Origin of the sequence: Rhodococcus sp. NPDC056743 (assembly GCF_042790355.1) — a bacterium.
Taxonomy (GTDB): domain Bacteria; phylum Actinomycetota; class Actinomycetes; order Mycobacteriales; family Mycobacteriaceae; genus Rhodococcus_F.
Genome location: NZ_JBHTZI010000001.1, coordinates 134,987 through 161,615, shown reverse-complemented (window position 1 = coordinate 161,615; position 26,629 = coordinate 134,987). Strand labels below are relative to the sequence as shown.

The window sequence follows — 26,629 nt, the reverse complement described above, 5'->3', positions numbered from 1 at the left end:
GAAATGAGCTCTCGTCACATGTCACGCACGGCAATCAGCAGGCGCAGCACCGCTGCCGTTTCGATCGGCTTCGTTGCCGCACTGGTCCTCGGTGGATGCTCCAACTCGTCCGCCGCCGAAGTCGAAACCGGTAGTCTCGGTTCAGGTATCGGCTCTGGCGTTACGACCAGCTCGTCAGTCCTCACGAGCGACAATGCTGCTGTCTCCGCCGCTTCCGCACTGTTGGCGCAGATTCCGATCAAGGGCCGCGCACCCAAAACCGGATACGACCGCGCGCTGTTCGGCACAGCCTGGACCGACGACGTCGACGTCGAGTTCGGCCACAACGGCTGCGACACCCGTAACGACATCCTGGCCCGCGACCTGACCGCCCTCACATTCAAGGAGGGCAACCGGTGCACAGTGCAGACCGGAACGCTCAATGACCAGTACACCAACACCACGATTGCCTTCACCCGTGGCCAGGACACGTCATCGGCAGTTCAGATCGACCACGTCGTAGCGCTGTCCGACGCCTGGCAGAAGGGCGCTCAACAACTCGACACGCAGACTCGCACCAACCTCGCGAACGACCCGCGCAATCTGCGAGCCGTCGACGGTCCCGCCAACCAACAGAAATCCGATTCCGACGCCTCGTCCTGGCTGCCGCCCAACCGGGGCTACCGCTGCCAGTACGTCGCCGCGCAGGTCGAAGTCAAAGCCGCGTACGGACTGTGGGTGACCCAGGCCGAGCACGACACCATCGCCGGAATCCTCCAGGACTGCAAGGGAACTGCATCGACCCAGCAGCCGGCCGTCACGTCCCCGCCCCTCGTCACATCCCCGCCGGTTGTGACCTCGGCTCCCGCAGCGGGTGTGACAACACCGTTCAAGAACTGTGCGGCGGCCAAGGCTGCCGGCGCAGCTCCCGTGCGTATCGGCGACCCCGGCTACGGTGCACATCTCGACGGCGACGGCGACGGCGTGGCCTGCGAGAAGTAAGGCTCAGCCCGGTGTGTCCTCGATCGTCCACTGAGGATGCTCCCGCTGCGGCGTGACGCTGATCGCGCGGTAGGAGTAGCCGTCCTGCTGCGCGATCTCCCACGTGAAGTCGACGGTCTCGCCGACAATCAGTTCCCGGTAGCCGCCGCGGATCAGACGCGAACGGCCAGGCTCGAGCTCGGGCATCGCGTCGGCCCACAGATGGGAGTAGAAGGCCCAGCAGCCGCCGGGCGTATCAGCGGATTCGATCACGCCCCAACCTTGCTCGGCCTTCCAGATCGAGACGGTTCCTTTGCTCATCGTTCGATACTCGCACGGGGGCCCGGTCCTGACGAGCAGATTCACACTCTCCCCTCCCGGGAGGGTAGGGTCTGACGATCTCGTAAGGACGGAACTCTGATGACTGCAACCACACTCGGCGCTACCACGGACGACGGCAGCGTCCGGTCTGCGTTGCGCTCGCCCCGGCGCCTCAAAACCGAAGTGCTCGGCGGCCTCGTTGTTGCCCTGGCACTTATCCCCGAGGCGATTTCGTTCTCGATCATCGCCGGTGTGGATCCGCGTGTGGGCCTGTTCGCGTCGTTCACCATGGCCGTCACCATCTCGATTGTCGGTGGCCGTCCGGCGATGATCTCGGCAGCCACGGGCGCAGTTGCGCTGGTTGTGGCGCCCTTGACCCGGGACTACGGCATCGACTACCTCATTGCCACCGTCCTGCTGGCCGGAGTCCTTCAAATCGTGCTGAGTCTGCTCGGTGTGGCAAAACTGATGCGGTTCATTCCGCGCAGCGTGATGGTGGGATTTGTCAACGCACTCGCGATCCTGATCTTCATCACCCAAATTCCCCACCTGATCGGTGTGCCGTGGCTGGTCTATCCACTTCTTGTGTGCGCCATGCTGATTCTGATCTTCCTCCCCAAGCTGACCACCGCTGTCCCGGCGCCGTTGGTGGCCATCGTCGTCCTGACCGCCGTCACCGCTGTCTTCTCGTTCGACGTCCCCGATGTCGGTGACGAGGGCGAACTTCCGTCGAGCCTGCCAACCTTGATGTTCCCCGACGTCCCCCTGACCATGCACACGCTTTCGATCATCGCGCCGTTTGCTCTGGCCATGGCATTGGTCGGGCTTCTCGAATCATTGATGACTGCAAAGCTTGTCGACGACATCACCGATACCCACTCGAACAAGACTCGAGAGGGGTGGGGGCAGGGAATCGCCAACATCGTCACCGGAATCTTCGGCGGCATGGGTGGTTGCGCGATGATCGGACAAACCATGATCAACGTCAAGGTGTCGGGAGCACGCACCCGTATTTCCACCTTCCTGGCCGGAGTGTTCCTGCTGATCCTGGTGGTCGGCCTCGGCGATGTGGTGGCATTGATTCCCATGGCCGTTCTGGTCGCAGTCATGATCATGGTGTCCGTCGGCACCCTCGATTGGCACAGCATCAATCCTAAAACGCTGCGGCGCATGCCACTTGGCGAGACCATCGTCATGCTCGTGACCGTTGCCGTCACGGTGGCGACGGAAAACCTCGCGTACGGCGTCATCGTCGGAGTCATCACCGCCATGGTGATATTTGCCCGTCGCGTCGCACATCTGACCGAGGTGGTCGACATTGCGCATCCCGACGAGAACACTCGGGTCTACGCGGTGCGCGGCGAACTGTTCTTCGCGTCGAGCAACGATCTGATCTACCAGTTCGACTACGCCGGCGACCCGCAGAACGTCATCATCGATCTCTCCGACGCCCATATCTGGGACGCCTCCACCGTCGCTACGCTGGACGCGATCACCACGAAATATGCAGCTCGCGGCAAGAACGTCGAGATCGTCGGCCTGGACGCGGCATCCGCAGAGCGTCACGTCCACTTGTCCGGCCGGATGGGAGCAGGTCACTGACATGGAAAACAAGCCCCTGAGGATCGGCCAGGTTGCCGAGCGCACCGAATTGTCGATCAAAACCATTCGCCACTACGACGACGTCGGGTTGGTGACCCCGTCCGAGCGCAGCGGCGGGGGCTTCCGGCTCTACACCGAATCCGACGTCGAACGTCTGCTGGTGATCCGGCGAATGAAGCCACTCGGATTCACGCTGGAGGAGATGAAACAGCTTCTCGAGTCCTTGTCCGTCCTCGCCGACGACGCCGCTGATCCCCTATCGCGGACCACCGCAACCGAATTCATCTCGGCCTGCCACACCCGCGCCGAGGACAGTTGCAACCACCTGCGCAAACAGCTTGCCTACGCCGAGGAATTGACGGCAGTGCTCGCGGCACCGATTTCGGCAGAGTTCCCGGCACAGCTGCGTCCCTGAACTAGGCTGGACACATGGCCAGATACTTCGATGTCCACCCGCACGACCCGCAGCCGCGTGCGATCAGCCAGATCGTCGCAATGCTTCGGGACGATGCCCTCATCGCCTACCCGACGGATTCCTGCTACGCGCTGGGTAGCCGGATGGACAACCACGGTGGCGCTGATCGGATTCGTGACATCAGGTCGCTGCGCTCCGATCACCATTTCACCCTGGTGTGCGCGGACTTCTCACAGCTCGGCCACTTCGTCCATGTCAACAACGCCGCATTTCGCGCTGTAAAGGCCGCCACGCCAGGCCAATACACGTTCATTCTGCCCGCAACCAAGGAAGTGCCGCGTCGCCTCGCACATCCGAAGAAGAAAACCGTCGGCGTGCGAATCCCCAACCATCCGGTAGTGCGTGCCTTGCTGCACGAACTGGGTGAACCGCTGCTCTCGAGCACCCTGATATTGCCCGGCGCAGAAGAACCCATGACAGATGGTTGGCTGATCAAGGAAGAGCTCGACAATCAACTGGACGCCGTCATCGACTCCGGCGATTGTGGCACCGAACCCACCACTGTTGTCGACTTCTCCTCCGGCGCACCGGAGGTTGTACGCGTCGGCGGCGGCGATCCCTCACGCTTCGAGTGAATGGAATGTCGCACTCTCCAGATCTGGTCGGTCTTGTACTCGGTTTGTCCATCGGAACCGTAATGCTGCTAGCAGTGACATCGCTGATCGTCAGGTTTCCCGGCGACGAGCCGAACTCCGTGATGGGAATACGCACCAAAGCCACCATGTCGAGCCCCGAAGCCTGGCAACGGTCCCATCAGGCTGCCCGCCCGGGACTGCGCCGCGCAATGTGGCTTGGGCTGGCCGGCATTGCCGTTCAGGTTGTTGTCGGGATCACCGTCGGTGTCGGGACCGCCGCTTCTGCCGCGGTGGCCGTCGTGCTGTTTGCGGCAGTAACTGTTCTGATCCTGGCTGCGACACGGACCGCCAACAAGGTGGCCCGAGACATCCAATGCCGCAACTGAATCCGATCAACTAAGTTCGCATCAGGACTCCGGCGGCAAACGCCTTCACCAGCGCCCGTTCGTCGCGCGCGTCGACGCCAGGCACCATGAGGAGCGAGAGAATAACTCGCACCGTCCACTTCGCCTGGGCCGCGTCTGCGCTGCTGCCGAGGAACGCGGCACCCAAACCATTGATGACCTCTGACGAATTTGCCAGCTCACCGGCCAGACTGGCGTCCCCGGGCAAAAACCACGCTGCCAGCGTCGGGGTACTGCGCACCGCCGAGACCGCTGAGAGGATCGCCGTTTCGAGGCGCTCCCGCGGATCAGCTATCGGCGCAACCGTTGTGGCAATCTCGGCTCCCAACTTGCGCGCCTCGCGGTGAACAAACGCAACGTGCAGCGACTGGCGGTTCTCGAAATAGCGGTACAGCGTGGCGCGGGAACAGCCTGCAGCAGAGGCTATCTCCGCCATTCCCACCGCACCTACACCCTTCTCGACAAACAACAGCCCCGCGCTGTCGAGGATCTTTTCGGCAGCAGCGAGGGCCCGCCCGTCCCCCAGCCAGTCGTTACTCACGACGCGTTCACCGACAGCGGAGCAGTCAGCGGACGGCGCACGTAGTTTCCCGGTGCGTACGTCATCGCGTCGATGTCGACGTGAAAGTCAGGGATGCGAGCCAGTAACTCTTCCAACGCAACTCGCGCCTGCATACGAGCAGCCGACGCCCCCAGACAGTGATGTGCGCCGTGACTGAACGTCAAGATCTTCTGCGGTTTGCGCAGCACGTCGAGTTCGCCGGCATCCTGGCCGTACTTCGACGGGTCGCGATTGGCGGCGCCGTACATCAGCAGCACCTTACGTCCCGCGGGAATAGTCTTGCCGCCCAGGCTCACATCGCGGGTGACGGTGCGGGCCAGACCCTGCACCGGCGACGTGAGACGCAATAGTTCCTCCACCGCGTCGGTGATCAGTTCCGGATCATCGATCAGAAGCTGCCGCTGGTCTCTGCGCTCGGTCAGCATCGCCACCGAACCGCCCAACATCCCTGTTGTGGTGTCGTTTCCACCTGCCACCATCGTGAACGCAAATCCCAGGATCGACAGCAAACCACTGATGTCCCCCTCCTCACCGAGCCCTGCCGCGAGGAGGTGTGAAATCGTATCGTCGCCCGGTTCCACCTTGCGACGCTCGACCAACGACGCGAAGTACATCATCAACTCACCGGTCGCGGCCTGCGCCGTTGTTGCTGCAGCGAGCGCACCCCCGGCCGAATTTGCAGCGACGATCGCCTCGGTCCACCCGTCGAACTGGTCGCGATCGGATTCCGGCACTCCTAGATAGTGCGCAACTACCATCGACGGCAGTGGCTTGAAAAGTTCGACGACGATGTCGCCGCTGCCGCGAGCCTTCAACGCTTCGATTCGCTCGACGACAAACTCCCGAACCATCGGCTCGACGGCAGATACCTGACGGGGAGTGAATCCCTTGGACACCATGCGGCGGAACTCCGACTGAGCCGGCGGATCCTGCATCACAAATGGCGGATTGTCCTGCATGCCTATCTGTTCCAGCTCACCGTAGACGGTGGTCAGCCCCTTGGCAGACGAGTACGTCTGGTAATCCCGCGCTGCGTTGTAGACATCCTCGTGGCGCGTGAGAACCCAGTAGTCGTCCCCGGACACTTCGGGAACAACGTGATGCACGGGGTCGTGTTCACGCAACGCGTCGTACATCGCCCAGGGCGATCGCCAGGATTCCCCGGTCGACGGAACAAACCGTGGCAAGTGTGACACAGATGACGTCATGCCTCGACTATGAGACAGAATTGCGATTATGTCAACGATTGGTGTCCGCGGGATGCGTCCGCCGCATATCGTGTCCCCATGACAACGGAGCGCAGTTCCAGTAACAAGACCCGCACCGTTGTCGCTGTCCTTCTCCCCCGCGAACACCTACCCTTCATCCGCGATTGGTGCGTGCACCACATCGAACAGGGCTGGGACGTCGTGTTGTACGACAACACCGGTTCCGTGGGATCCTCGCGGCGCAGCAGTGCGTTCAGTCTGAACCGGTGGCATGGAGGAAGCGTCGACAAGCGCGGAAATTCCTACGGCGCCTATACCGAAACACTCTCCGACAGTGACGTTCAAGCAGCTTTTCGCCGCGAACTGCAGGGACTCCCCGTCACGGTCATCGAGTGGCAACCCCGAGATGAGGAAGGCCGGATAGTGCACGGCCAGGTAGAGGCCTACGTCGACTACATCACGCGATTCCGCAGTGCCGTTTCGTGGAGCGCCTTCATCGACGCCGACGAATATCTCCAGCACGCACCGGGATTGGACTGGGACGCCCTACTGCTCACTGCATCGGAACAGGACTGCCACCGGATCCAACTCGACGCACTGGTCTACGAATCACGGTGGACTCGCGGCGGGCAACCCCGCGAACTGCAGGATCTGAAATGCCAAGGGCTGCAAGAGTACGGCTGCAAGAACATCGTCCGACTGCCGGAAGTTCTCGAAGCCGACATTCACTGGCACTGGAAGACCACGGGGAACGACACCCGCATCACGCCGGACCGCTCGCTCTTCCGGTTCCATCACTACCGCGGTAGCGAAGCCGTCCTCGACCTGACACCGAAGAAAAACCACACACGGCCGGACACTGCCGAGAGCCTGAGGGTTCCGCAGGCTCACATCCAATGAATGTGTCTGTAAGACACAGATATTGAAACTATTGATAGACCTCCGGCCCGCGAACCGTTACCAGTTCGCGGGCCGGAGATTCAGATCAGAACAGATCAGGAGCCGGTGCCGGCGTTGATCAGTCCGGCGATTCCGAGAATCGCGCCGACGCCGCCGATGAGGCCCGCGATCGGCGAAGCGTACTTAGCCAAGTCAGCGAGCAACTTTGCGGTATCGGGATCAATGCTGCCTGTGGTTGCCATGTCTAGCTCCTCATCATGGAATGTGTGCGCGGGCCCCGCGCCGGGTGTGTAACCGCGCTCACATTAGCTGTAAGACGGTCGATATTAAAAGCGGTTCCACTGAGTGGGATATAGATCACATCCCGACCAGTAAGAAGCCAGGAGAAATACTGCGCGGGGGAGGCAACCATTCGGGGACCGCTAAATGACGAGCAGGAGAACAGCTGTGGGCAAATTGGACGGGAAAGTGGCGCTCATCACAGGCGCCGGCCAAGGTGTTGGGCAAGGAGTCGCATTTGCCCTGGCCAAGGAAGGTGCATCCATCGCCGTTGTCGGTCGCACCGAATCGAAGCTTGTGGACACATGCAAGGAAATCGTCGATCGCGGCGGCCGCGCTGAACCCGTGTTGGCGGATGTCAGCGACGGAGACTCCATCACCGCAGCTGTTGATCGAACCGTCGAGTTGTTCGGTGGAGTCGACATCCTCGTCAACAATGCGAGCCTGAACCCACTGGGCAACATTCTGGATCTGACGCCGGAGAAGCTGGCTGCCGGACTCGAGTCGGGGCCCGTGGCAACGCTGCGCACGATGCAGGCGTGCTACCCGTCGATGAAGGCCCGCGGCGGCGGCGCGATCATCAACATGGTCAGCTCGGTGGCCGTGCGTTGGGACGCCAGCGGCTACGGCGGGTACGCGGCCGTCAAGGAGTCGGTGCGGGCGCTTACGCGAGCAGCGGCATGCGAATGGGGCGTCGACGGGATTCGTGTCCTTGCTGTCGCGCCGCACGCGTCGTCGCCCGGCTTGCAGCGATGGGCCGACGCTCGTCCCGAGGAAGCAGCGGCGTTTGTAGCCAGTATTCCGATGCGCCGCATCGGTGACTGCGAAAACGACATCGGTACCGCCGTCGCATTCCTCGTCGGACCCGATGCCGGCTACCTGACCGGTGCAACGATCCCGCTCGACGGTGGACAGTCTCGCTGGGGCTGACAGACCGGGGATGACAGCTGCGAACGGCCCTGGACCGATTACCGGTTCAGGGCCGTTCGGCTTTGCTTTTGCTTGAATCACCCAGCAATGTCCTGTCCTCAGCCGTTGATCGGTGAAATACAAATGCCACCAAAGCGGACGACAGACTCAGGACAGTCAGAATGATTAAACCGACCATCCACCACATGGCTGCCAGTATGCCTGACACTGCAGCTGCGATGGCAAGCACCCGAACGGGATCGTACAAACCGGACAACTGCGAAACCGTCTCTGCCGCAGCCCAATAGAACGAATGCGCTCGACACCGCCACAACGCACTGCGTGATCGACGGCACAGAGCACTCACACAATCGGCAAATAGCGTGCATTCTGGAGAGATGACTTCGCCCCGCTCCGCCCTGGAAGACGCCGATGCTGCGCTCAGTGCCCCTTGGGGCGGAATCAGCAACATCGCCGATCTCGACGGGGACGTGCACTGGGTGAACTTCGGAGGACCCGAAGACCCGGACGACACCACGCCGCCTATCGTCCTCGTCCACGGACTCGGCGGCTCACATCTGAACTGGGTCCGGGTGGCGCCCACGCTGGCAAAACACACACGTGTCTACGCGGTGGATCTGCCTGGTTTCGGCCTGACACAGGCTCACGGCCGCACCACTCACGTCCACTCGAATACCGCACTCCTGAACCGGTTTATCGAAACCGTTGTCGGGAAACCGGTCATTCTGTTCGGAAACTCGATGGGCGGAATGGTTTCTGCCCTCGCTACCGACGCCCGCCCTGATTCAGTGGCCGGCCTGGTATTGGTCGACCCGGCGCTGCCGCTACCGATCCGGATCCCCGACCCGGTTGTTGCTGCCCAATTCCTCGTCTACGCGCTTCCCTACCTCGGGGAACAGGCAATGAGTTTGGGTCGACGAAAGTTGACGGACGAGCAACTGGCGGCGCAGATGACCGACCTCTGCTTCGTCGACCCCGCCCGCGCGGACTCCGAGGTAATTGCCGCGGGCGCGGCGCTGGCGAAGATCCGGCGCGGCTTCTCTACCCAGGATGCAGACTTCCTACAAGCCGCACGATCACTGCTCACTGTGCTGGCCCGCCCCCAGAAGTATCGAAAAGCGTTGCGCGACATCAGTGTCCCCACCCTCCTCTTGCACGGTGAGCGCGATCGCCTCGTTTCGGTAGCTGCCGCACGGTCTGCTGCCGCAGCGCACCCGCACTGGACCACGATCATTCTCGGCGACACCGGGCACACTCCCCAACTGGAATTGCCCGACGAGTTCAACCGTCATGTGCTGGCGTGGCTGTCGCACACAGACCTGATCACGACCTGACACCCACCGGAATCACACCGGTGGATCTGCCGTCTCGATCGAGCAAGTGTCCCATCAGTTTTGGCGTATCCAGCACGATTCGCCGGTCCGTCACAGTCAGAGTCGGCGCCCGAGTGGCCAGTTCCAGTTCGAGCGCCGCGATCTCCGTCAGCGATCGTAACCACCCCGTGAAGAACAGATTGTCCGGGCCTGCGACGGTCACAACAAGGCGAATCTCGGTCCGGGCCCTCAGGATTCGTGCGACGCGCTCGACGTCGAGTGCGGGAATCCTGGCGGTGAACAGCACCCGAATCGGCCGTCCCGTCGCGAATCGTGCCAATTCACAACGCAACACGGTGTGCTGCGACAATGCCCGGCCCAGTCGTCGACGAGCCGTCGACGCGCTTATCCCCAGTTCGTGAGCCAGTTCGGTCACCGATACTCGCGGTTTGCGTCCGAGAACATCGATCACGGCGACAGTTGCGCTGTCCAACGGATGCCTGCGACCGAGCGGCGGCGGAGCCACCCCGGATTCGCGCAACGTCCGAACTCCGGATGGTTCGAGAGTGCCCAGCCGCCAACGACTTCCCTCCGTGAACACCCTGGTGACAGGGTGTACCACGACGTCGGTCACCCCATCCTGACGTTGCAGATCGTCGAGTACGTACCGAGCCAGTGCAGTGGTGCTGCCGAACAATGCTTCCGCCATGACCACGCAACCACCCGAGTGCACATTCACGCTCATCACATGCGCGTGCGCCGCGAGTCGGTCGACAAGCTGTTGGCGTGATCGCGGTTCACACCGGACGTCGAGGAACGCCAACACCGATCCCGCGTCGGCGGCCGGATACGCCGCTATCCAGGCAGTTCCCGAATCGGTGAGAGATGCCCACCGCCGCGCAGCGGTCACCGGATCAACCCCGACAACATGACCGATCAACGCCCACGGAGCGCGCGGTTGTACCTGCATCGCGTGGACGATTCGCAGATCGATCTCGTCCAGATTTATCGAATCCTGCATGGTGAAACAAACTAGTGCACAAATACTGCATATCGGCCCGAAAATCCCAGTGCGAACGCACGCTCAGACGATGACGACAAAAGATCGCGCGGCCAAGCACCTCGACACCGTCTCCGATGCCGCGCTGGCACTGAGTCACCAGATCCACGAAGACCCCGAACTCGCGTTTGCCGAGCACAACGCGTCAGCCGCCGTCGCGGACATGCTCGAGGGTGCCGGTTTTGCTGTCGAACGTGGTGTTGCCGGACTCCCGACCGCACTCGCCGCCACCTACGGCAGCGGCGAACTCGTGATCGGATTGTTTGCCGAGTACGACGCGCTCCCGGACATCGGACATGCGTGTGGGCACAACATCATCGCCGCTGCCGCGGTGACCGCGGGATTGATCCTCGCGCCGTTGGCCGACGAACTGGGAATCACCGTGGCTGTCTTCGGCACTCCCGCGGAAGAGGGCGGCGGCGGAAAGGTCGTGATGCTCGAGGAGGGCATCTTCGATTCACTACACTGCGCCATGATGGTGCACCCCGGCGCCGGCGACCTGCGCGCACCCAACATGCTTGCCATCTCGCACCTGGACGTCGAATACACGGGAGTGTCGTCGCACGCATCCTTTGCCGTGGGGGCCGTCAACGCGGCCGACGCGTTCACTGTCGCTCAGGTGAGTATCGGCTTACTGCGACAGCATCTTCCGCGGGACGTTCAAGTTCACGGCTACGTCAGCGATGCCGGAGTCGCGCCCAATGTCATTCCCGGTAGTTCGCACGGGACATACGCTGTCCGGGCCGAGACATTGGGCGGCGTCGAGGCCGCCCAGCCCAAGGTGGAGCAGTGCTTCACCGCCGGCGCCATCGCGACGGGGTGCGACATCGCGATGACGTCGCCGTCGCCCGCGTACGCGGAGTCGCGGTGGGATCAGCAGTTGAGCGCCCTGTACCAGGAGAACCTCGAGGCTCTCGGCCGCACGTTCTTCGACTACAACGGTCCAGCGGCCGGGTCCACGGACATGGGCAACGTCTCGCACCGCATCCCGACCATCCATCCCATCATCGGAATCGATTGCAACGGCGCGGGCAATCACCAACCGGAGTTCACGGCATACTGCCGTTCCGAGACCGGTGACAGAGCCGTACTGGACGGTGCTTTGGGATTGGTGTGGACGGCGATCGACTGCGCGACCGATGCGGGGGTGCGTGCCCGGCTGCTCGAAGCGCCTGCGGCCCCGTGAGATTTTTCTGTAGCGTCGACTACCACCACGACGCACAGGAGGAACTCATGCTCGACGGAACTCCCTGTTGGATCGACCTCACCAGCTCGGACACCGAGGTCGCGAAGAACTTCTACACCAACGTATTCGGCTGGCAGGTCGACAGTAACGACGATCCGCAGTACGGCGGATACGCGATCTTCAGCAAGGACGGGCAACCCATCGCCGGTCTCGGCCCCCAGCAGGAGGGCAATCCGTACGGCAACGTCTGGACCACCTACATCTCCTCCTCCGACGCGGCCGCTTCTGCCGCTAAAGCCGAAGCTGCCGGCGGCACGATCATGATGCCGTCCATGCAGGTCGGCGATCAGGGCAGCATGGCGATCGTCGGCGATCCCGCCGGAGCGGTGATCGGAATCTGGCAACCCGATCAGCACAAGGGTTTCGGGTCGGTCGGAGTACCGGGTGCACCCGTATGGCACGAGACGATGTCGAAGAACTACACGGCGGCGCTGCCGTTCTACACAGACGTGTTCGGCTGGGAGTACGAGTCGATGGGTGACACCGACGAGTTCCGCTATTCCCAGGCCAAGCTGGGCGATGCCACTGTTGCCGGTGTCATGGACGCCAGTTCGTTCCTGCCGACTGAGGTGCCGTCCTTCTGGCAGGTGTACTTCGGCGCCGACGACACCGATGCCGCAGTCGCCAAGGTCGTCGAGTTCGGTGGCAGCGTCATCGCGGCCCCTGAGGACACCCCGTTCGGACGCCTGGCGGGTGTCGCAGATCCATTGGGGGCGGCATTCCGCATTTCGACCATCGTGGGCTGAGGGCCCGCGGGCGCGTGCGCCTTTTTCGGTAGTGCGACTACCGAAAAAGGCGCGCGAAGGCGGGGCGCCGATGTGAACGCTCGCCCAGAAGGTGTGCAGTTTTCGTCGTTCACCGCCTAATCTCATGAGATGCCCGCCCCCGCACCTCTCCTCGATGTGTACTCGCAACCGACACTGTCGACCCTTGCGCCGTCAATTCTCGCCTCGCTGGGAGTTGCCGGCGAGGCCAATCGGCTGAATCTGCCACCCAGCAAGAGAACCGTGATTCTGCTGGTCGACGGCATGGGGGCTAATCTCCTCTCTCGCAATGCCGAGCATGCGCCGTACCTGAACTCGTGGGTGGGCTCTCCCATCCGCGCCGGATTTCCCACGACGACGGCCACCAGCATCGTGTCCTTGGGAACCGGCCTCCCGTCGGGCGCACACGGCATCACCGGCTATCAGTCGTACGTCGAAGAAGCCGATTCGGTCTTCAATTGGCTGGGGTGGCATCCCACTGGGAAAAAAGAGTCGTACGCCGATTCGATAGTCCCCGAGGTACTCCAACCGGAAGCGACGACGTTCGACCGGGCACAGGCCGCAGGCATCACCGTGACGACTGTTGTCCCGTCCAAGTTCGACGGCAGCGGACTCACTCGCGCGGGTATGCGTGGAGCAGCATTTGCCGGCATTCAGGCGTACGGCGATCTGGTGGCTCGCACGGTTGCCGTCGCAAAATCGGCGGAGCGCACGTTCACGTATTGCTACATCAGTGAGATCGACGCCCTCGGACATGTGTACGGACCCGAATCGGAGCCGTGGCTCCAGCAACTGTCCCTGGTGGACCGTGTTGTCGAACAACTTTCCGCCGCACTCGGTCCGGACGTGACGCTGATCGTGACTGCCGACCACGGAATGGTCGAGATCACCGACGCGAACAAGATCGACTACGACAACTCGCCCGTCCTGTCCAAGGACGTCCTCGCGCTCGCCGGCGAACCACGCTGCCGGCACATCCACACCCGTGAAGGTGCGGCAGCCGACGTGGCCGCACGTTGGCGCTCCGAACTCGGCGACCGCATGTGGATCGGAACACGAGCCGAGGGCATCGTGGCCGGGTTATTCGGCCCCTCAGTGCATTCCGCATTTCACGGGCGGATCGGCGACGTCATCGCCATCGCCACGGACGACGTCGCGGTGGTGCGTCGTACGGTGGAATCAGGCTTGGCCGGGCTGCCAGGTCAGCACGGCGCCCTCACCGCGGACGAACTACTGATCCCACTACTGACATCTCCGGCTCGCTGACCCCAACGGAGCTGCCGAACGAACAAGAGCCCGCGAACCATCGTGGTTCGCGGGCTCTCCGTTCGTGAAGGATCAGGCGTTCGGATCAGTTCCGAGCGGCGGCAGGATGACAACCTGGCCGGCGTAGGACAGTCCGGCACCGAAGCCGACCAACAGGGCCTTGTCGCCCGGCTTGACCTGGCCGTCGCGGAGCATCTGCTCCATGGCCAGCGGAACCGAAGCAGCAGACGTATTGCCCGTCTCGGCGATGTCGTTGGAGACCGGGAATCCCTCGGGCAGCTTCATACTGCGCGCGATGACCTCGTTGATGCGCTGGTTGGCCTGGTGCGGCACAAACGCGTCGATGTCATCGATGGTCAGGCCCGACTTTTCGAGTGTGCGCGTGGCAACCTTACCCATTTCGAAAGCAGCCCAACGGAATACGGCCGTGCCGGCCATCTTGATCCACGGGCGAGCACCTTCGGGCTTCTCGATGAACTCGAGCCAACTCGGCTCCTGCTTGATGGCGTCGGACTGGCTTCCGTCCGAACCCCACTCGACGGGGCCGATTCCCACAGTGTCACTGACACCGACGATGACAGCACCGGCGCCGTCGCCGAAGATGAAGCGCACACTGCGGTCCGTGGGCTCGGTGGTGTCACTCATGCGATCGACACCGACAACAAGCGCGTAGTCGGCAGTTCCACCGCGGATCAGGTCATTGGCGACACCGAGTGCGGTACTGAACCCGGCACAGCCGGCAGCCAGGTCGAATGCAGCCGGACCGTTCATACCGAGTTCGTGAGCAATCACCGACGCGGCCTGCGGCGTCTGCAGGTCGTATGTGGAGGTGGCGATGATGACAGCGCCGATCTGCTCAGGTGAGATGCCACTGGCAGCCAGAGCGCCACGTGCGGCACCGAGAGACATCGCGACGACGCCTTCGCCGTCGCCGGCAAAGCGGCGCGACTTGATGCCCGTGCGGGTCTGAATCCACTCGTCGGTGGAATCGATCGTCTCGCAGATCTCGTCGTTGGTCACAACCCGCTCAGGGCGGTGAACGCCGAGCCCGAGAAGGACGGACTGCCGACCTCCGGCCACGCTGGCAATCGGCTTACCCATTGATCGATCTCCTCGTTGTCTTCAGGTGCTCTACTCGTTTCCGAGATCACACGTTACGTAGCGGACATACGCCCACGCCTCTCAGGTCACCGTTACGTTACGACAACAACATGAGGCTGGCTCACATTACGCTTCGGGCGCGTCTGCCGTCCAGATGTTCGATCAAGCTCGCAAATGGGCCAGAACAGCCAAAACACGACGATGCCCGCTTTGGGAAGTCGACAGGCCGAGCTTCGCGAAGATATTTCCTATGTGCTTGCTCACAGCGGTGTCGCTGACAACAAGTTTCTGCGCGATTTCCTGGTTTCCCAACCCTTCTGCCATCAAACCGAGCACTTCCGATTCCCGCGGAGTGAGTGCGCGAATGGGATCGTCGGCGCGCCGACGGCTCATCAGTTGGGATACCACCTCCGGATCCATGACGGTTCCGCCCCCGATCACCCGCTCGAGCGCGTCGACAAATTCGGCGACCTTGCCGACACGTTCCTTCAGGAGGTATCCCACGCCTCCGGCACCGCCCGCGAGGAGCTCACCGGCGTAGCGGTCCTCCACGTACGCGGAGAGCACCAGAACGGGGAAGCCCGGCCGGGTCTTGCGAACCTCGATTGCGGCCCGCAGACCCTCGTTGGTGAACGTAGGCGGCATCCGCACGTCCAGGACAGCGGCATCGGGGGCGATCTCGTCGAAGATCGACAGGAACTGATCCGCGTCCGGCACCGCGACTACCTCGTAGCCCTCCCCGCGCAACAGCAGCGCCAGTCCCTCACGCAGCAACGCGTCGTCCTCGGCAATCAGAATCCGCACGGCAATTCCACCCTCATCGTTGTCGGCCCACCGGCCGGACTGTCCAGGTCCACAGTTCCCTCGAATGCTTCGACCCGACGCCGGATCCCGGCAAGGCCACCACCGGCACGCTCACTCGCACCGCCGTACCCGTCGTCGATGACCTCGATTGTCATGGTCTCAGGATTCGATTTCGTGGCCGCTCGCACCGTAACAGCACGTGCGCCACTGTGTTTGACAACGTTGGTCAGTGCCTCGGCCACCACAAAATAGGCAGCGGCCTCCACCGCGGCCGGAGCGCGTCGTAGGTCGTCGATCTCGAGCACGCAGGGCACGGATGAACGTCCCGCGAGCGCGGACACCGCGCCCTCCAGTCCGAGTTCGTCGAGAATCGGCGGGTAGATGTCGTGAACAAGCGCCCGCAACTCGCTCAGCGCTTCCGTGGCCGCTGCCTGCGCCCGGTGCAGCTGCGGAAGTGCCTGATCCGGATTGTTCGACAGTGCCCGCTCTGCCATTCCGAGCATCATGACCACCGCCACCAGCCGATTCTGGGCACCGTCGTGCAGATCCCGCTCGATGCGTTTGAGCTCTGCCGAGTGCGCGTCCAACGCCGCCGCCCGGCTAGCGGTCAATTCACTGACCCGTCGCGACAAATCCGCCCGGGCATCCTTCGCCAGCAGCGACGACGCCGACAAAGAGAGCCACCGCGCCATCACCGGAATGAGCCACCACGCCAACAACAAATACACAGCACCGACGACGGGCATGCCGGCTGCGCCCCACCACGACGTCACGGGATAAGGATTGGACACCGGCTCATCAGCGGGCATCGCCTGCCAATAGAACGGAACCACAAAGGTATTGAGCGCACCCAGCGGCAACGCGACGGCGAGAAGCCCGGCCACCGGCGCTCCCATCGCATGGAGAACCAACCAGCCGCCGTCGCGGCGCGTCGACCGATCGGTGAGCAACCGACGCAGATCCCCGATTCCCGGGTTGGCCGGCATCGGCGGATAGCGATGGGGAACAGCGGAACCCGAGTAGCGCGCCGACCGGGTGCGGGCAAGATCCGCCCACCACCGCAACACACGCAGGTACGACGGAATCAGCACCCACCCCACGATCAGCACCGACAATGAAAGCAAGATCATGCCCACCATCACCAACGCCAAGGACACCACGCCGGCGCAACCCTCGACGAGTACGTAGCGCACGGCCCGCAATCTCTGCTTCACCGTCCCAGCATGCCGCACTCACGGCGCAGATCCACTACAGCTGGCTACACCATAGATTCGGGACTCTGCAGGATGTCGAGAGTCGCCGAATGTCCATAGCGTTCATTCCATGAAGAATCGACACGCGGTCCGCACACCCCCGACGCCGGCGACGACCGCCGCAGCCGTTCGCCTCGAAGGAGTCAGCAAGGTCTACGGCAAGGTCGGCGGCGTCACCGCTCTCGACAACGTCAGCCTCACCCTGCCCCGCAGCACATTTACCGCAGTGATGGGCCCGTCCGGTTCCGGCAAGAGCACCTTCCTGCACTGCGCTGCCGGTCTCGACAGCCCGACCAGCGGATCGACCTGGCTGGGCGGCACCGACATAACACGACTGAAACCGAAGGCCCGCAGCATTTTCCGACGCGACCACGTCGGGTTCGTCTTCCAGGCGTACAACCTCCTCGGCGCGCTGACCGTGCAGCAGAACATCACACTCCCCCTACTCCTCGCCGGACGCACCGCCGACGAGAACTATCTGACCTTCGTTCTCGATGCCGTCGGACTCGGCGCATTGCGCAATCGCGCACCCGCCGAACTTTCCGGCGGACAACAACAACGAGTCGCCATCGCCCGCGCCCTCATCACCCGACCCGACGCGCTCTTTGCCGACGAACCCACCGGCGCACTCGATTCACGTAGCGCGAAGCAGGTATTGGAACTGTTGCGCCACACCGCTGCCGAGTTCGATCAAACCGTTGTCATGGTCACCCATGATCCCGTTGCGGCGTCGTATGCCGACCGAGTGGTGTTTCTGGCGGACGGAAAACTGGTCGGGCACCTCGACCGGCCCAGCCCGGCGCAGGTCGCCGAGCGCATGACACACCTCGGGGACTGGTGACCGTGAAAGCTCATACCGTTGCCCACCTGAAGGCACATCGCTCCGGCTTCATCGCCGTATTCGTCTCCGTGTTCTGCGCCGCCCTCCTCACCTGCGCGCTGGGCATCTTGCTGGAATCAGGAGTGCGAGGCGGAGTCTCGCCGCACCTCTACGCCGGAGCCGACGTCGTAGTCAGCGCGCCACAGGCACTGGCCGTCAAGGAAGACGCCGATCAGCCTTTTGCCGAACGGGTTCTGCTCGGCGACGATGTGGTCCACAGACTCGACGCGCTCGATGTCACCGTGGTGCCCGATATCTCGGTCCCCGTCAGCACCACCGAGGGCGTTGTACTCGACGCACATCCCTGGAGCACAGCACAATTGGCGCCGTACTCGATCACCGAGGGCCGCGCTCCGCAGAGCCGCAACGAGGTGGTCTCGACCACCGGCGCTACCGTCGGCGAGCGAATCACGCTGGCACACGGCGGGGTACCGGACGAGTACACCGTAGTCGGCACAGCCGATGCGGCATCGGAAGCATCACCAGACCGTCCGGCACTCGTTTTCCTCGACGACCGGGAGGTTGAACGGTTGTGGCCGCACCAGAACTCCGTCACCGCCGTCGGTGTTATCGCGCCCGAAGGCGTGAATGCGGCCGCTCTGGCCCGCGAAGCCGTGGCAGGAACCGGCGCGGAAGTCTCGACGGGCACCGCACGCGGAGGCGTCGAATTCCTCGATGCGGGAGCTGCGCGAACTCAGCTGATCGCGCTCTGCGCATCGTTTGCCGGTCTCGCGCTGATGGTCGCAATGTTCGTCGTGTCCAGCACGCTGTCTCTGTCGATCAACGCGCGCCGTCGAGAGTTCGCTCTGCTACGCGCAATCGGCGCGACTACTCGCCAGATTCACACGATGATCGGACGCGAGGTACTCCTCGTCTCTGCCGCCGCAGCAGCCCTCGGACTGATCCCCGGATTCCTGCTCGCCCGAGTTCTGGGCGCACAGTTCGCGAGCGCCGGCGTCATCCCTCCCGATTTTACCTTGGTATACAGCCCGATTCCCGTGCTCAGCGCATTTGCGATCTGTCTTCTGACCGCGCGGGGCGCAGCCGCCATAGCTGCCCGGCGCCCGGCGAAACTCGAACCCACCGAGGCGCTGCGCGAATCCGAGCGTGGCCCAGCCGAATTGAGCAAATCCCGGATTGTCACCGGCGTTGTGCTCGGCGTACTCGGACTGAGTATGTCCGCACTCCCGGCGTTCCTGCCCGGCGAGGTTGCCGCTGCCGGAGCGGGCAGCAGCGCACTGTTGCTGATCTTCTCCGTCGCCTTACTGGGCCCACTGCTGGTGCGCGCCATCATCCGGACCGTCGGCGGGCCACTGCGTCATAGCACCCGGGCGCCGCGAGTTCTGGCCGCCGCGAATGCCGAATCTCATTCGCGTCGGCTCTCCTCCGCCATCGTGCCGCTGGCTCTGGCCATCGCCCTGGGCTGCGTGCAGTTCTTCAGCCAGTCCACCGTCGCCGCGGAGGCCACCGATCAATCGATCAAAGGAGTGACCGCCGATCTGATCGTCGGCGCTCCGGCCGGCATCGCACCCGCGCTCCTCGATTCCATCGCGGCGGTTCCTGGTGTGAGCGCTGCCAACCCCGTCGTCCGCAGTCAGGTCCTGCCGGTGCCGAGCGGGGACGAGACCGGCACATCGGTTACGCCGATCTCCGCGCAGGGGATCGACGCCGCCCACGCGGCATCCACTCTCGACCTCGATGTCATCGACGGAGACCTGGCCGACCTGACCGGCGACACCGTTGCTGTGAGTAGCGACGGCGCCTTCACCCTCGGTGCCCGCGTCGGTGGTCGCATCGATCTCCATCTCGGCGACGGCACGGTGATACATCCGCTGGTCGTCGCGACGTACGGTCGCGGGCTCGGTTTCGGCGACGTCACCCTGCCCGTCGACACGCTGCGCACGCACTCGACCGACGCGCTGATCGACACCGTTCTGGTTCGCGCCGAACCCGGACGCGTCGACGAGGTGCAGCAGTCTCTGCAACCCTTCCCCGCTGTCGCTGCCATGAATCAGGACCAGTTCGGGGCCGCCGGCGCCGACGAGCGTCGGATGCAGTCCTGGGTGAGCATCCTCGCGGTCCTGGTTCTGCTCGGCTATCTGGCCGTCGCTGTTGTGAACACCTTGGTCGCGGCCACGGCCGAACGCTCGCGGGAGTTTGCATTACTGCAACTGGTAGGCGCTCGGACCAATCAGATTCGCGCGATGATGCGCATCGAATCCGTCATGGTGGTCGGCATTGCCATTGTGGTGGGGACACTGATCACCATCCCGCCGCTGATGGGGATCGCCCTGGCCGTCTCCGGCACGCCGATTCCCGTGGTCTCGCCGGTGGTCTACGGATCGATTGTTGCCGTCACCGCCGCCTTGGGATTCCTTTCCATCGCCATCCCGACACGAGCGGGACTGCGCAAGAACTGAGTGCCACTACCGTCGTTACCTATGGACGCGGCGGAGTGGGACAAGAAATACGAACGATCCGAACTTGTCTGGGGCGCTCCCCCGAGCGAGCTTCTGGTGGAATACGCGACGGCCCTCCCCCACGGCCAGGCATTGGACCTGGCCTGCGGTGAGGGCCGCAACGCGTTGTGGCTGGCGACGCGAGGCTGGGAGGTGACCGGTATCGACTACTCGGCCGTCGCGATCGACAAGGCCCGCACGATCGCTTCCCGATCCCCACGCTCCGTGGTCGATCGACTGGACTACCGCTGCGGTGACGTCACCACGCTCGAGTACGGCTCCAATTACGATCTTGCGCTCGTCCTGTACCTCCATCTGCCGGCGCCACAGCGCACGGTGGTTGTGAACCGTGCCATAAATTCTCTGAAACCTGATGGAATCCTCATGATTTTGGGTCACGACCGCAGCAATGTCGACTACGGAGTCGGCGGACCGCAAGATCCTGAAATCCTCTACACCCCAGAAGATTTGATGGAAGAGTTCAGCTCGAGGCTCGAGTTCGAGATCGCCGGAAATCCCCACAGGCACACCGAAACGGGAATTGCGATCGACGCTCTTGTCATCGGCAGGAAATTTGTTGTTGGCAGTTGTAAGAACGGCTAGTAACATGTATTAAGTTACCGACGAGTAATAAACTTCGGGCGGTACTAGGAGTGCTGGACCGCACCACCTCACTGGGAGAAGCAGACATGGGCCATTACAAGAGCAACGTTCGGGACCTCGAGTTCAACCTCTTCGAGGTACTCGGACTGGAAAAGCCACTGAGCGAAGGCGCTTGGGGCGATCTCGATGCCGACACCGTCCGCAGCATGCTGGCCGAGGTCGCACGACTGGCAGAGGGACCGCTCGCCGAGGCCTTCGCCGACGCCGACCGTAACCCGCCTGTCTTCGACCCGGAGACCCACGAGGCGAAGCTTCCCGAATCCTTCAAGAAGTCCTTCCGCTCCATGTGGGACGCCGAGTGGTTCCGCATGGGCCTGAGCGAAGAGGTCGGCGGCGTACCCGTCCCCCGCGCGGTCGTATGGGCGATCTCCGAAATGCTCCTCGGCGCGCAGCCGGCCGCATTCATGTACCAGGCCGGTCCCTCCTTCGCCGACGTGCTGTTCAACAACGGCACCGAAGAGCAGAAGAGCTGGGCAGCCACCGCTGTGGAACGCGGATGGGGCGCCACCATGGTCCTCACCGAGCCCGACGCCGGCTCCGACGTCGGTGCCGGCCGCACCAAGGCCATCAAGCAGGACGACGGCTCCTGGCACATCGAAGGCGTCAAGCGCTTCATCACGTCTGCAACGTCGGATGATCTGTTCGAGAACATCTTCCACCTCGTCCTCGCTCGCCCCGAAGGCGCCGGCCCCGGCACCAAGGGCCTGAGCCTGTTCTTCGTCCCGAAGACGCACTTCAACTTCGAGACCAACGAACTCGGCGAGCGCAACGGCGTCTTCGTCACCAACGTCGAGCACAAGATGGGCCTCAAGGCGTCCACCACGTGTGAGCTCACCTTCGGTGGCCACGGCGTCCCCGCCCAGGGCTGGTTGGTCGGCGAGGTTCACAACGGCATCGCGCAGATGTTCGACGTCATCGAGCACGCTCGAATGATGGTGGGCACCAAAGCCATCTCCACCCTCTCCACCGGATACCTCAACGCTCTCGACTACGCCAAGCAGCGCGTCCAGGGTGCCGATCTCACCCAGATGAGCAACAAGGCCGCACCCCGCGTCACCATCACGCACCACCCCGACGTGCGTCGCAGCCTCGCAATGCAGAAGGCATACGCCGAAGGTCTGCGTGCGGTGTACCTCTACACCGCCGCACACCAGGACGAGATCGTCGCCAAGCATGTCTCGGGCGCTGACAAGGACACCGCGTTCCGCGTCAACGACCTCATGCTCCCCATCGTCAAGGGCGTCGGCTCCGAGCGTGCGTACCAGTACCTGACGGACAGCCTCCAGACCCTCGGCGGCTCGGGATTCCTGCAGGACTACCCGATCGAGCAGTACATCCGCGACTCCAAGATCGACTCGCTGTACGAAGGAACCACCGCCATCCAGGCGCAGGACTTCTTCTTCCGCAAGATCGCTCGTGACCGCGGTGTCGCCCTCGCTCACATCGCCGGACAGGTCAAGCAGTTCATCGACAGCGAAGCCGGCAACGGTCGTCTCAAGGCGGAGCGCGCACTGCTCGCTACGGCTCTCGAAGACGTCCAGACCATGGCGGCAACCCTCACCGGGTTCCTCATGGGCGCCCAGGAGCAGCCTTCCGAGCTGTACAAGGTCGGACTCGGCTCGGTGCGTTTCCTGATGGCTGTCGGCGACCTGATCATCGGCTGGCAGTTGCTGCGTCAGTCGGAGATCGCTCTCACCGCGCTGGACAACGGCGCTTCCGACAAGGACAAGGCGTTCTACGAGGGCAAGGTCGCCATCGCGTCCTTCTTCGCCAAGAACGTACTGCCGGAGCTCACCGCGTCGCGCGAGATCATCGCCAACACGGAAAGCGACATCATGGAGATCGACGAAGCTGCATTCTGATCTTTGCCGACAGGTCCGGCCGCTGAGGGTTTTTCCTCAGCGGCCGGACCTGTTTCAGCTGCGTGATCGTGAAGGTTTTTGCCCGCTCAGCGAGCAAAAACCTTCACGATCGGACGCACGCTTGGATCACCGGTTCGGGTCGTCTGTGGTTGGCTGAACCGACACCGCCGACTCCAACCCGAAAAGGTGATCGCCGTGGCCGCTCTGCACGAGGCGTACGAATCTCAGCCCGAGTACACCCGCGAGACAGCGGTGACAGCGCGAGGACTGCGCCTCGACGGCCCGTGGGGCCCGGTATTCGGTCCGGTAGACCTCGACATCGGAGCCGGCGGCGTCACCGTCATCGAAGGCTCGGCCGGCTCCGGACGCACCTCACTGCTCCTGGCCCTGAGCGGACGATTGAAGCCCAGTTCCGGATCACTGAACGTATTCGGACGTACCCGCCCACGCGCCATCTTCGACCTTTGCGGCATCGCCGGTTTCGAGGACATCGACGAACTGGCTCAGTCGGTCACCGTTCGCGACCTCGTCACGGAGCAGATCCGTTGGGATGCACCATGGTACAAATTGATCGGCCGCGCCGGAGAGGAGCAACTGGCCGCCGTCTGCGGACCGGTGTTCGGCGAGCACCCACTACCTCGCCTTAGTCAGTACGTCAGCGATCTCGGTGAACTCGAAGCCACCCTGCTGCGGATCGCCGTCGCCAACACCAAGAAACCCGCGGTGCTTGTCATCGACGACCTCGAGCAGGTACGACGCGATTCCGAGCGCGCCTACCTGGTGGAGCGACTCGCCGACCTAGGGCGATATCAGACCATCATCTGCTCGACAGTGAATCCACTGCCCGAGGGGTCGCCCGTCGACGCGCTCACCCTGCTCGACGATGTCACCAATCCCGAACAAGAAGGCGCGAGGTAGCCGCGATGCTTGCAGGAATGTCACTCGGAACCGAACTCAAGCGGTTCTCGCGGGGAGTCATGCCCCGAATCGCACTCGTCACCATCATCCTCATGCCACTGCTGTACGGCGCAATGTACTTGTGGGCGTTCTGGAATCCGTTCGGCGAGGTCAACAAGGTCCCGGTCGCACTGGTCAACATCGATCGCGGCGCCATGGTTCAAGGGAAAGAACTCAACGCGGGTGACCAGGTGAGCCAAGCTCTCCTCGACTCCGGCGAACTGGACCTGCACGTCGTCTCCCCGGCCGAAGCAGCGCAGGGCGTTTCGGACGGCACCTACTACTTCTCGTTGACATTGCCCGAGAATTTCAGTGAAGCGGTTGCATCGCCCACGTCCGACAATCCACATAAAGCCCAGTTGCAGTTCACGTTCAACGACGTGAACAACTACCTGGCCACCATCATCGGCCAAAATGCCGCGCAACAGGTTCTGGGCCAGGTGGGTGCCACAATCGGCGCACAATCCGTCGAGACGGTCCTGCTGGGGCTCACCGACGCGGGTGCCGGGTTGAAGCAGGCCGCTGACGGCGCGCAGGAACTTTCCGCCGGAATGACGACGGCCAACGACGGCGCAGCCCAACTGGCCAGTGGCTCCAAAACTTTGGCGGACAACATGGTGACCGCCCGCGACGGCGCTGCCACCCTCGCCGGTGGCACAGCGCAACTCTCGGCGGGAATCGACACCGCAACCGGTGGCGTCCTGGCTCTCACCGACGGACTGGGACAACTCGATGTGGGCGCCGGTCAACTGGGCAACGGCGCAACAGAACTCAGTGGCGGTGTCACCCAAGTCGTCGACACCCTCAACGTTCTGGGCGACACCCAAGCTCAGGCAACACAGTTGGTGAGCCAAGCTGTGGCGGCACTGCGTCTGAACCCCGATCCCGTCTCCCAGCAGATCGCCAACGCATTGGTACCCGCCCAGGACATTCTCCGCACCCAAGGCTTCAGCGAATCCACGATGGGGCAACTGGCCGAGCTCAAAAGCGGCGCACAGCAACTCGCGTATCAACTCGGGGACCCGTCGAGTACCTTCCGCGCCGGCCTGAGCGCTGCAGTCGGAGGCGGCGGCGAGCTGCGCAGCGGGCTCGTCCAACTACGCGACGGCGGCCAAGAGGTCAATGCCGGAGCTCAAACGCTGAGCAGTGGCCTCGTCCAGCTCACCGACGGCAGCTTCGAACTCGCCACCGGCGCCGCTCAACTCGCCGAGGGAACCCCCAAGTTGCAGGCCGGCGCGTCCGAACTCGCCACCAAACTCGGCGAGGGCTCCGGGCAGGTGCCGAGTTGGACCGACGAGCAGCGCACGGCAGCAGCGCAAACACTCTCCAGCCCGGTCGAACTACAGGAAACCTACAAAAACCGAGCGGCTACCTTCGGCACCGGTTTTGCTCCGTTCTTCCTTCCGCTGGCACTGTTCGTGGGCGGCATCATCACGTGGATGCTGCTCAAGCCGCTGCAGAACCGTCCGATCGCCAACGGACTCGGCGCACTGCGCGTTGTGCTGGCGTCGTACTGGCCGGCACTGCTGATCGGCGTCTGCCAAGTGATCGTCATGTACGTGGTAGTGCACTTCGGAGTGGGGCTGCATGCCACGCATGTCGCGGGCACCATCGGATTTCTCATACTCATCACGGGCACCTACATGGCTCTGATCCAGGCCTTCAACGCGATATTCGGCGTGTCCGTCGGACGTGTTGTCACACTGGCGTTCCTGATGTTGCAACTGGTCTCGGCCGGCGGAATCTATCCTGTGGAAACCACAGCCAAACCCTTCCAGATCATTCATCCCTTCGATCCGATGACCTACGCCGTCAACGGTTTGCGCCAGCTCACGGTGGGCGGAATCGACTCGAGACTCTGGGTGTCCATAGCGGTACTCAGCGGCGTGCTGATCGCATCACTGACCGCCAGTTCACTTGCCGCCCGGCGTAATCGGCAGTGGACGATGGACAGATTGCATCCCCCGATCGAGGTGTAGCGCCGGCAGTAATGACAAGTTTGCTTGACATTGAATGACAAGTATTCTTTACTTTTCTCATGCCCGAAAGAGCCGGAGACAACCGTGTGCGTGAGCACCGACGCAGCGTCGGGCTCACGCAGGCGCAGCTGGCCACAGCTGGGCAGGTGAGTCGACAGAGCATCGTCTCCATCGAACGCGGAGACTACGCACCCAGCGTCTACCTGGCAGTACGACTGGCAAGGGCTCTGGGTACCACCGTCGAAACGCTCTTCCCGCTACCGGAACATGCCGAGGAGACAGTATGAGCACCATGATGAAGGCACTGCGATTCGTCGGCGATCTGGACGACGATTTCTACAAGGACGAGCGCCAACGCGACGTGTGGAACGAAGCCTCGGCCGTCGGGTTCCAATTCGCGTACTGGATCGCATTGATCGCGGCGGCGATCCTGCCCTGGGTTGCCGGACGAACCGGCGCCTGGATTTCTCTGGGACTGATCATCGGATGGTTTGTCTGCTCGATGGTGGTGCTGCGGTACGCACAGGCTCACGACGTCGATGCCTACGCAAGCATGAAGGGTCTCCAGCCCCGAGTTCTCCTGGCCGGGTCCGTCTATCTGATTGCATTGATCGGCGTCATCGCCCAACTCATGACTCGGCCGGGCGAGGGAATCGCGACGTGGGCCGGCACTGGAGTCGGCGCACTCGTCGGCCTCACGGCCGCCGTCCTGGGCGTAAAGCACCACCAGAAGCGCGCCGCCCTGCGTGAGGCAGCCGAAGAACTGCTCTGAACTCCCGAAGTCTGCCCGGCACAACAGAATCCAT

At 63.1% G+C, this 26,629-nt stretch carries 27 protein-coding genes; 19 read left to right on the top strand and 8 right to left on the bottom strand.

Annotated features, from left to right (window positions below):
• Window positions 1-18: 18 nt before the first annotated feature.
• Window positions 19-981 carry a DUF1524 domain-containing protein gene (locus ACFRFQ_RS00765; protein ID WP_378651837.1) on the top strand — a complete coding sequence of 321 codons (963 nt, stop codon included), beginning with the start codon at window positions 19-21 and terminating at the stop codon, window positions 979-981.
• A 3-nt stretch (window positions 982-984) separates the two neighbouring features.
• On the opposite strand, the gene ACFRFQ_RS00760 is transcribed toward ACFRFQ_RS00765, so the two are convergent.
• Complete coding sequence (locus tag ACFRFQ_RS00760; protein ID WP_378651835.1) at window positions 985-1,281, bottom strand: hypothetical protein; 297 nt, start codon at window positions 1,279-1,281, stop codon at window positions 985-987.
• A 99-nt stretch (window positions 1,282-1,380) separates the two neighbouring features.
• On the opposite strand from ACFRFQ_RS00760, the gene ACFRFQ_RS00755 reads away from it, so the two are divergent.
• The 4 genes from ACFRFQ_RS00755 to ACFRFQ_RS00740 are packed head-to-tail and all read left to right on the top strand — an operon-like array spanning window position 1,381 to window position 4,319.
• A complete protein-coding gene (locus ACFRFQ_RS00755; protein WP_378651832.1) occupies window positions 1,381-2,883 on the top strand; it encodes a SulP family inorganic anion transporter in 1,503 nt (500 codons plus the stop codon).
• Between the two features lies 1 nt (window position 2,884).
• The gene (locus ACFRFQ_RS00750; protein WP_378651829.1) at window positions 2,885-3,298 is read left to right on the top strand and encodes a MerR family transcriptional regulator; all 414 of its coding nucleotides are present in this window, start codon (window positions 2,885-2,887) and stop codon (window positions 3,296-3,298) included.
• 14 nt (window positions 3,299-3,312) lie between these two features.
• Entirely contained in the window at window positions 3,313-3,933 is a 621-nt protein-coding gene (locus ACFRFQ_RS00745; RefSeq protein WP_378651827.1) for an L-threonylcarbamoyladenylate synthase, read from the top strand.
• A 5-nt stretch (window positions 3,934-3,938) separates the two neighbouring features.
• Window positions 3,939-4,319: an SdpI family protein gene (locus ACFRFQ_RS00740; protein WP_378651824.1), complete on the top strand. Its 381-nt coding sequence runs from the start codon at window positions 3,939-3,941 to the stop codon at window positions 4,317-4,319.
• Between the two features lie 10 nt (window positions 4,320-4,329).
• Here ACFRFQ_RS00740 and ACFRFQ_RS00735 read toward each other — a convergent pair whose 3' ends face one another.
• The gene (locus tag ACFRFQ_RS00735) at window positions 4,330-4,878 is read right to left on the bottom strand and encodes a TetR/AcrR family transcriptional regulator (RefSeq protein WP_378651821.1); all 549 of its coding nucleotides are present in this window, start codon (window positions 4,876-4,878) and stop codon (window positions 4,330-4,332) included.
• Window positions 4,875-6,107 (bottom strand): cytochrome P450, encoded by a 1,233-nt coding sequence (locus tag ACFRFQ_RS00730; RefSeq protein ID WP_378651818.1) that lies wholly within the window; start codon window positions 6,105-6,107, stop codon window positions 4,875-4,877. The genes ACFRFQ_RS00735 and ACFRFQ_RS00730 overlap by 4 nt, the downstream gene beginning before the upstream one ends.
• A 78-nt stretch (window positions 6,108-6,185) precedes the next feature.
• Between ACFRFQ_RS00730 and ACFRFQ_RS00725 the strand changes: the two genes are divergently transcribed.
• Window positions 6,186-7,007, top strand: a complete 822-nt coding sequence (locus tag ACFRFQ_RS00725; protein ID WP_378651815.1) for a glycosyltransferase family 92 protein — start codon at window positions 6,186-6,188, stop codon at window positions 7,005-7,007.
• A gap of 95 nt (window positions 7,008-7,102) precedes the next feature.
• Here the strand turns inward: ACFRFQ_RS00725 and ACFRFQ_RS00720 are convergent, their stop codons facing one another.
• Complete coding sequence (locus ACFRFQ_RS00720; RefSeq protein WP_181933067.1) at window positions 7,103-7,249, bottom strand: hypothetical protein; 147 nt, start codon at window positions 7,247-7,249, stop codon at window positions 7,103-7,105.
• 205 nt (window positions 7,250-7,454) lie between these two features.
• On the opposite strand from ACFRFQ_RS00720, the gene ACFRFQ_RS00715 reads away from it, so the two are divergent.
• Window positions 7,455-8,216 (top strand): SDR family NAD(P)-dependent oxidoreductase, encoded by a 762-nt coding sequence (locus ACFRFQ_RS00715; RefSeq protein WP_378651812.1) that lies wholly within the window; start codon window positions 7,455-7,457, stop codon window positions 8,214-8,216.
• Between the two features lie 377 nt (window positions 8,217-8,593).
• Window positions 8,594-9,550 carry an alpha/beta fold hydrolase gene (locus ACFRFQ_RS00710; protein ID WP_378651809.1) on the top strand — a complete coding sequence of 319 codons (957 nt, stop codon included), beginning with the start codon at window positions 8,594-8,596 and terminating at the stop codon, window positions 9,548-9,550.
• On the opposite strand, the gene ACFRFQ_RS00705 is transcribed toward ACFRFQ_RS00710, so the two are convergent.
• Window positions 9,540-10,550, bottom strand: a complete 1,011-nt coding sequence (locus ACFRFQ_RS00705) for an Lrp/AsnC family transcriptional regulator (protein WP_378651806.1) — start codon at window positions 10,548-10,550, stop codon at window positions 9,540-9,542. The genes ACFRFQ_RS00710 and ACFRFQ_RS00705 overlap by 11 nt on opposite strands.
• Before the next feature lie 70 nt (window positions 10,551-10,620).
• Between ACFRFQ_RS00705 and ACFRFQ_RS00700 the strand changes: the two genes are divergently transcribed.
• The 3 genes from ACFRFQ_RS00700 to ACFRFQ_RS00690 all read left to right on the top strand — a co-directional run bounded on the left by ACFRFQ_RS00700 (window position 10,621) and on the right by ACFRFQ_RS00690 (window position 13,865).
• The gene (locus ACFRFQ_RS00700) at window positions 10,621-11,775 is read left to right on the top strand and encodes a M20 family metallopeptidase (RefSeq protein WP_378651803.1); all 1,155 of its coding nucleotides are present in this window, start codon (window positions 10,621-10,623) and stop codon (window positions 11,773-11,775) included.
• A 47-nt stretch (window positions 11,776-11,822) separates the two neighbouring features.
• Window positions 11,823-12,581, top strand: a complete 759-nt coding sequence (locus ACFRFQ_RS00695; RefSeq protein ID WP_378651800.1) for a VOC family protein — start codon at window positions 11,823-11,825, stop codon at window positions 12,579-12,581.
• 129 nt (window positions 12,582-12,710) lie between these two features.
• The gene (locus tag ACFRFQ_RS00690; protein ID WP_378651797.1) at window positions 12,711-13,865 is read left to right on the top strand and encodes an alkaline phosphatase family protein; all 1,155 of its coding nucleotides are present in this window, start codon (window positions 12,711-12,713) and stop codon (window positions 13,863-13,865) included.
• A 72-nt stretch (window positions 13,866-13,937) separates the two neighbouring features.
• Here ACFRFQ_RS00690 and ACFRFQ_RS00685 read toward each other — a convergent pair whose 3' ends face one another.
• The 3 genes from ACFRFQ_RS00685 to ACFRFQ_RS00675 form a co-directional block, all read right to left on the bottom strand.
• Window positions 13,938-14,966 (bottom strand): beta-ketoacyl-ACP synthase III, encoded by a 1,029-nt coding sequence (locus ACFRFQ_RS00685; RefSeq protein WP_378651794.1) that lies wholly within the window; start codon window positions 14,964-14,966, stop codon window positions 13,938-13,940.
• A gap of 162 nt (window positions 14,967-15,128) precedes the next feature.
• On the bottom strand, window positions 15,129-15,770 hold the full coding sequence (locus tag ACFRFQ_RS00680) for a response regulator (RefSeq protein ID WP_378651791.1): 642 nt from the start codon (window positions 15,768-15,770) through the stop codon (window positions 15,129-15,131).
• On the bottom strand, window positions 15,758-16,984 hold the full coding sequence (locus tag ACFRFQ_RS00675) for a sensor histidine kinase (protein ID WP_378651788.1): 1,227 nt from the start codon (window positions 16,982-16,984) through the stop codon (window positions 15,758-15,760). The genes ACFRFQ_RS00680 and ACFRFQ_RS00675 overlap by 13 nt, the downstream gene beginning before the upstream one ends.
• A gap of 109 nt (window positions 16,985-17,093) precedes the next feature.
• Between ACFRFQ_RS00675 and ACFRFQ_RS00670 the strand changes: the two genes are divergently transcribed.
• The 8 genes from ACFRFQ_RS00670 to ACFRFQ_RS00635 all read left to right on the top strand — a co-directional run bounded on the left by ACFRFQ_RS00670 (window position 17,094) and on the right by ACFRFQ_RS00635 (window position 26,595).
• Window positions 17,094-17,864 (top strand): ABC transporter ATP-binding protein, encoded by a 771-nt coding sequence (locus ACFRFQ_RS00670; RefSeq protein ID WP_378651786.1) that lies wholly within the window; start codon window positions 17,094-17,096, stop codon window positions 17,862-17,864.
• Window positions 17,865-17,866: 2 nt separating this feature from the next.
• On the top strand, window positions 17,867-20,323 hold the full coding sequence (locus tag ACFRFQ_RS00665) for an FtsX-like permease family protein (protein ID WP_378651783.1): 2,457 nt from the start codon (window positions 17,867-17,869) through the stop codon (window positions 20,321-20,323).
• Window positions 20,324-20,344: 21 nt separating this feature from the next.
• On the top strand, window positions 20,345-20,965 hold the full coding sequence (locus ACFRFQ_RS00660; RefSeq protein ID WP_378651780.1) for a class I SAM-dependent methyltransferase: 621 nt from the start codon (window positions 20,345-20,347) through the stop codon (window positions 20,963-20,965).
• An 86-nt stretch (window positions 20,966-21,051) separates the two neighbouring features.
• Window positions 21,052-22,887 carry an acyl-CoA dehydrogenase gene (locus ACFRFQ_RS00655; protein ID WP_378651777.1) on the top strand — a complete coding sequence of 612 codons (1,836 nt, stop codon included), beginning with the start codon at window positions 21,052-21,054 and terminating at the stop codon, window positions 22,885-22,887.
• A gap of 195 nt (window positions 22,888-23,082) precedes the next feature.
• Entirely contained in the window at window positions 23,083-23,805 is a 723-nt protein-coding gene (locus ACFRFQ_RS00650) for an ATP-binding cassette domain-containing protein (protein ID WP_378651774.1), read from the top strand.
• A gap of 5 nt (window positions 23,806-23,810) precedes the next feature.
• Window positions 23,811-25,823, top strand: coding sequence for a YhgE/Pip family protein (locus ACFRFQ_RS00645; RefSeq protein ID WP_378651771.1), 2,013 nt, complete (start codon window positions 23,811-23,813; stop codon window positions 25,821-25,823).
• A 59-nt stretch (window positions 25,824-25,882) separates the two neighbouring features.
• Window positions 25,883-26,110, top strand: a complete 228-nt coding sequence (locus ACFRFQ_RS00640; RefSeq protein ID WP_378651769.1) for a helix-turn-helix transcriptional regulator — start codon at window positions 25,883-25,885, stop codon at window positions 26,108-26,110.
• Complete coding sequence (locus tag ACFRFQ_RS00635; RefSeq protein ID WP_378651766.1) at window positions 26,107-26,595, top strand: hypothetical protein; 489 nt, start codon at window positions 26,107-26,109, stop codon at window positions 26,593-26,595. Before ACFRFQ_RS00640 ends, ACFRFQ_RS00635 begins: the two co-directional genes overlap by 4 nt.
• Window positions 26,596-26,629: the final 34 nt, after the last annotated feature.

Bases quoted from the DNA above. Each gene is read 5' to 3' on its own strand.
- ACFRFQ_RS00750 (WP_378651829.1), top strand. From the start codon at position 2,885: ATGGAAAACAAGCCCCTGAGGATCGGCCAGGTTGCCGAGCGCACCGAA.
- ACFRFQ_RS00690 (WP_378651797.1), top strand. From the start codon at position 12,711: ATGCCCGCCCCCGCACCTCTCCTCGATGTGTACTCGCAACCGACACTG.
- ACFRFQ_RS00725 (WP_378651815.1), top strand. From the start codon at position 6,186: ATGACAACGGAGCGCAGTTCCAGTAACAAGACCCGCACCGTTGTCGCT.
- ACFRFQ_RS00700 (WP_378651803.1), top strand. From the start codon at position 10,621: ATGACGACAAAAGATCGCGCGGCCAAGCACCTCGACACCGTCTCCGAT.
- ACFRFQ_RS00730 (WP_378651818.1), bottom strand. From the start codon at position 6,107: ATGACGTCATCTGTGTCACACTTGCCACGGTTTGTTCCGTCGACCGGG.
- ACFRFQ_RS00705 (WP_378651806.1), bottom strand. From the start codon at position 10,550: ATGCAGGATTCGATAAATCTGGACGAGATCGATCTGCGAATCGTCCAC.
- ACFRFQ_RS00740 (WP_378651824.1), top strand. From the start codon at position 3,939: ATGTCGCACTCTCCAGATCTGGTCGGTCTTGTACTCGGTTTGTCCATC.
- ACFRFQ_RS00640 (WP_378651769.1), top strand. From the start codon at position 25,883: ATGCCCGAAAGAGCCGGAGACAACCGTGTGCGTGAGCACCGACGCAGC.
- ACFRFQ_RS00710 (WP_378651809.1), top strand. From the start codon at position 8,594: ATGACTTCGCCCCGCTCCGCCCTGGAAGACGCCGATGCTGCGCTCAGT.
- ACFRFQ_RS00760 (WP_378651835.1), bottom strand. From the start codon at position 1,281: ATGAGCAAAGGAACCGTCTCGATCTGGAAGGCCGAGCAAGGTTGGGGC.
- ACFRFQ_RS00645 (WP_378651771.1), top strand. From the start codon at position 23,811: ATGCTTGCAGGAATGTCACTCGGAACCGAACTCAAGCGGTTCTCGCGG.
- ACFRFQ_RS00695 (WP_378651800.1), top strand. From the start codon at position 11,823: ATGCTCGACGGAACTCCCTGTTGGATCGACCTCACCAGCTCGGACACC.
- ACFRFQ_RS00670 (WP_378651786.1), top strand. From the start codon at position 17,094: ATGAAGAATCGACACGCGGTCCGCACACCCCCGACGCCGGCGACGACC.
- ACFRFQ_RS00745 (WP_378651827.1), top strand. From the start codon at position 3,313: ATGGCCAGATACTTCGATGTCCACCCGCACGACCCGCAGCCGCGTGCG.
- ACFRFQ_RS00685 (WP_378651794.1), bottom strand. From the start codon at position 14,966: ATGGGTAAGCCGATTGCCAGCGTGGCCGGAGGTCGGCAGTCCGTCCTT.
- ACFRFQ_RS00765 (WP_378651837.1), top strand. From the start codon at position 19: ATGTCACGCACGGCAATCAGCAGGCGCAGCACCGCTGCCGTTTCGATC.
- ACFRFQ_RS00755 (WP_378651832.1), top strand. From the start codon at position 1,381: ATGACTGCAACCACACTCGGCGCTACCACGGACGACGGCAGCGTCCGG.
- ACFRFQ_RS00720 (WP_181933067.1), bottom strand. From the start codon at position 7,249: ATGGCAACCACAGGCAGCATTGATCCCGATACCGCAAAGTTGCTCGCT.
- ACFRFQ_RS00655 (WP_378651777.1), top strand. From the start codon at position 21,052: ATGGGCCATTACAAGAGCAACGTTCGGGACCTCGAGTTCAACCTCTTC.
- ACFRFQ_RS00635 (WP_378651766.1), top strand. From the start codon at position 26,107: ATGAGCACCATGATGAAGGCACTGCGATTCGTCGGCGATCTGGACGAC.
- ACFRFQ_RS00660 (WP_378651780.1), top strand. From the start codon at position 20,345: ATGGACGCGGCGGAGTGGGACAAGAAATACGAACGATCCGAACTTGTC.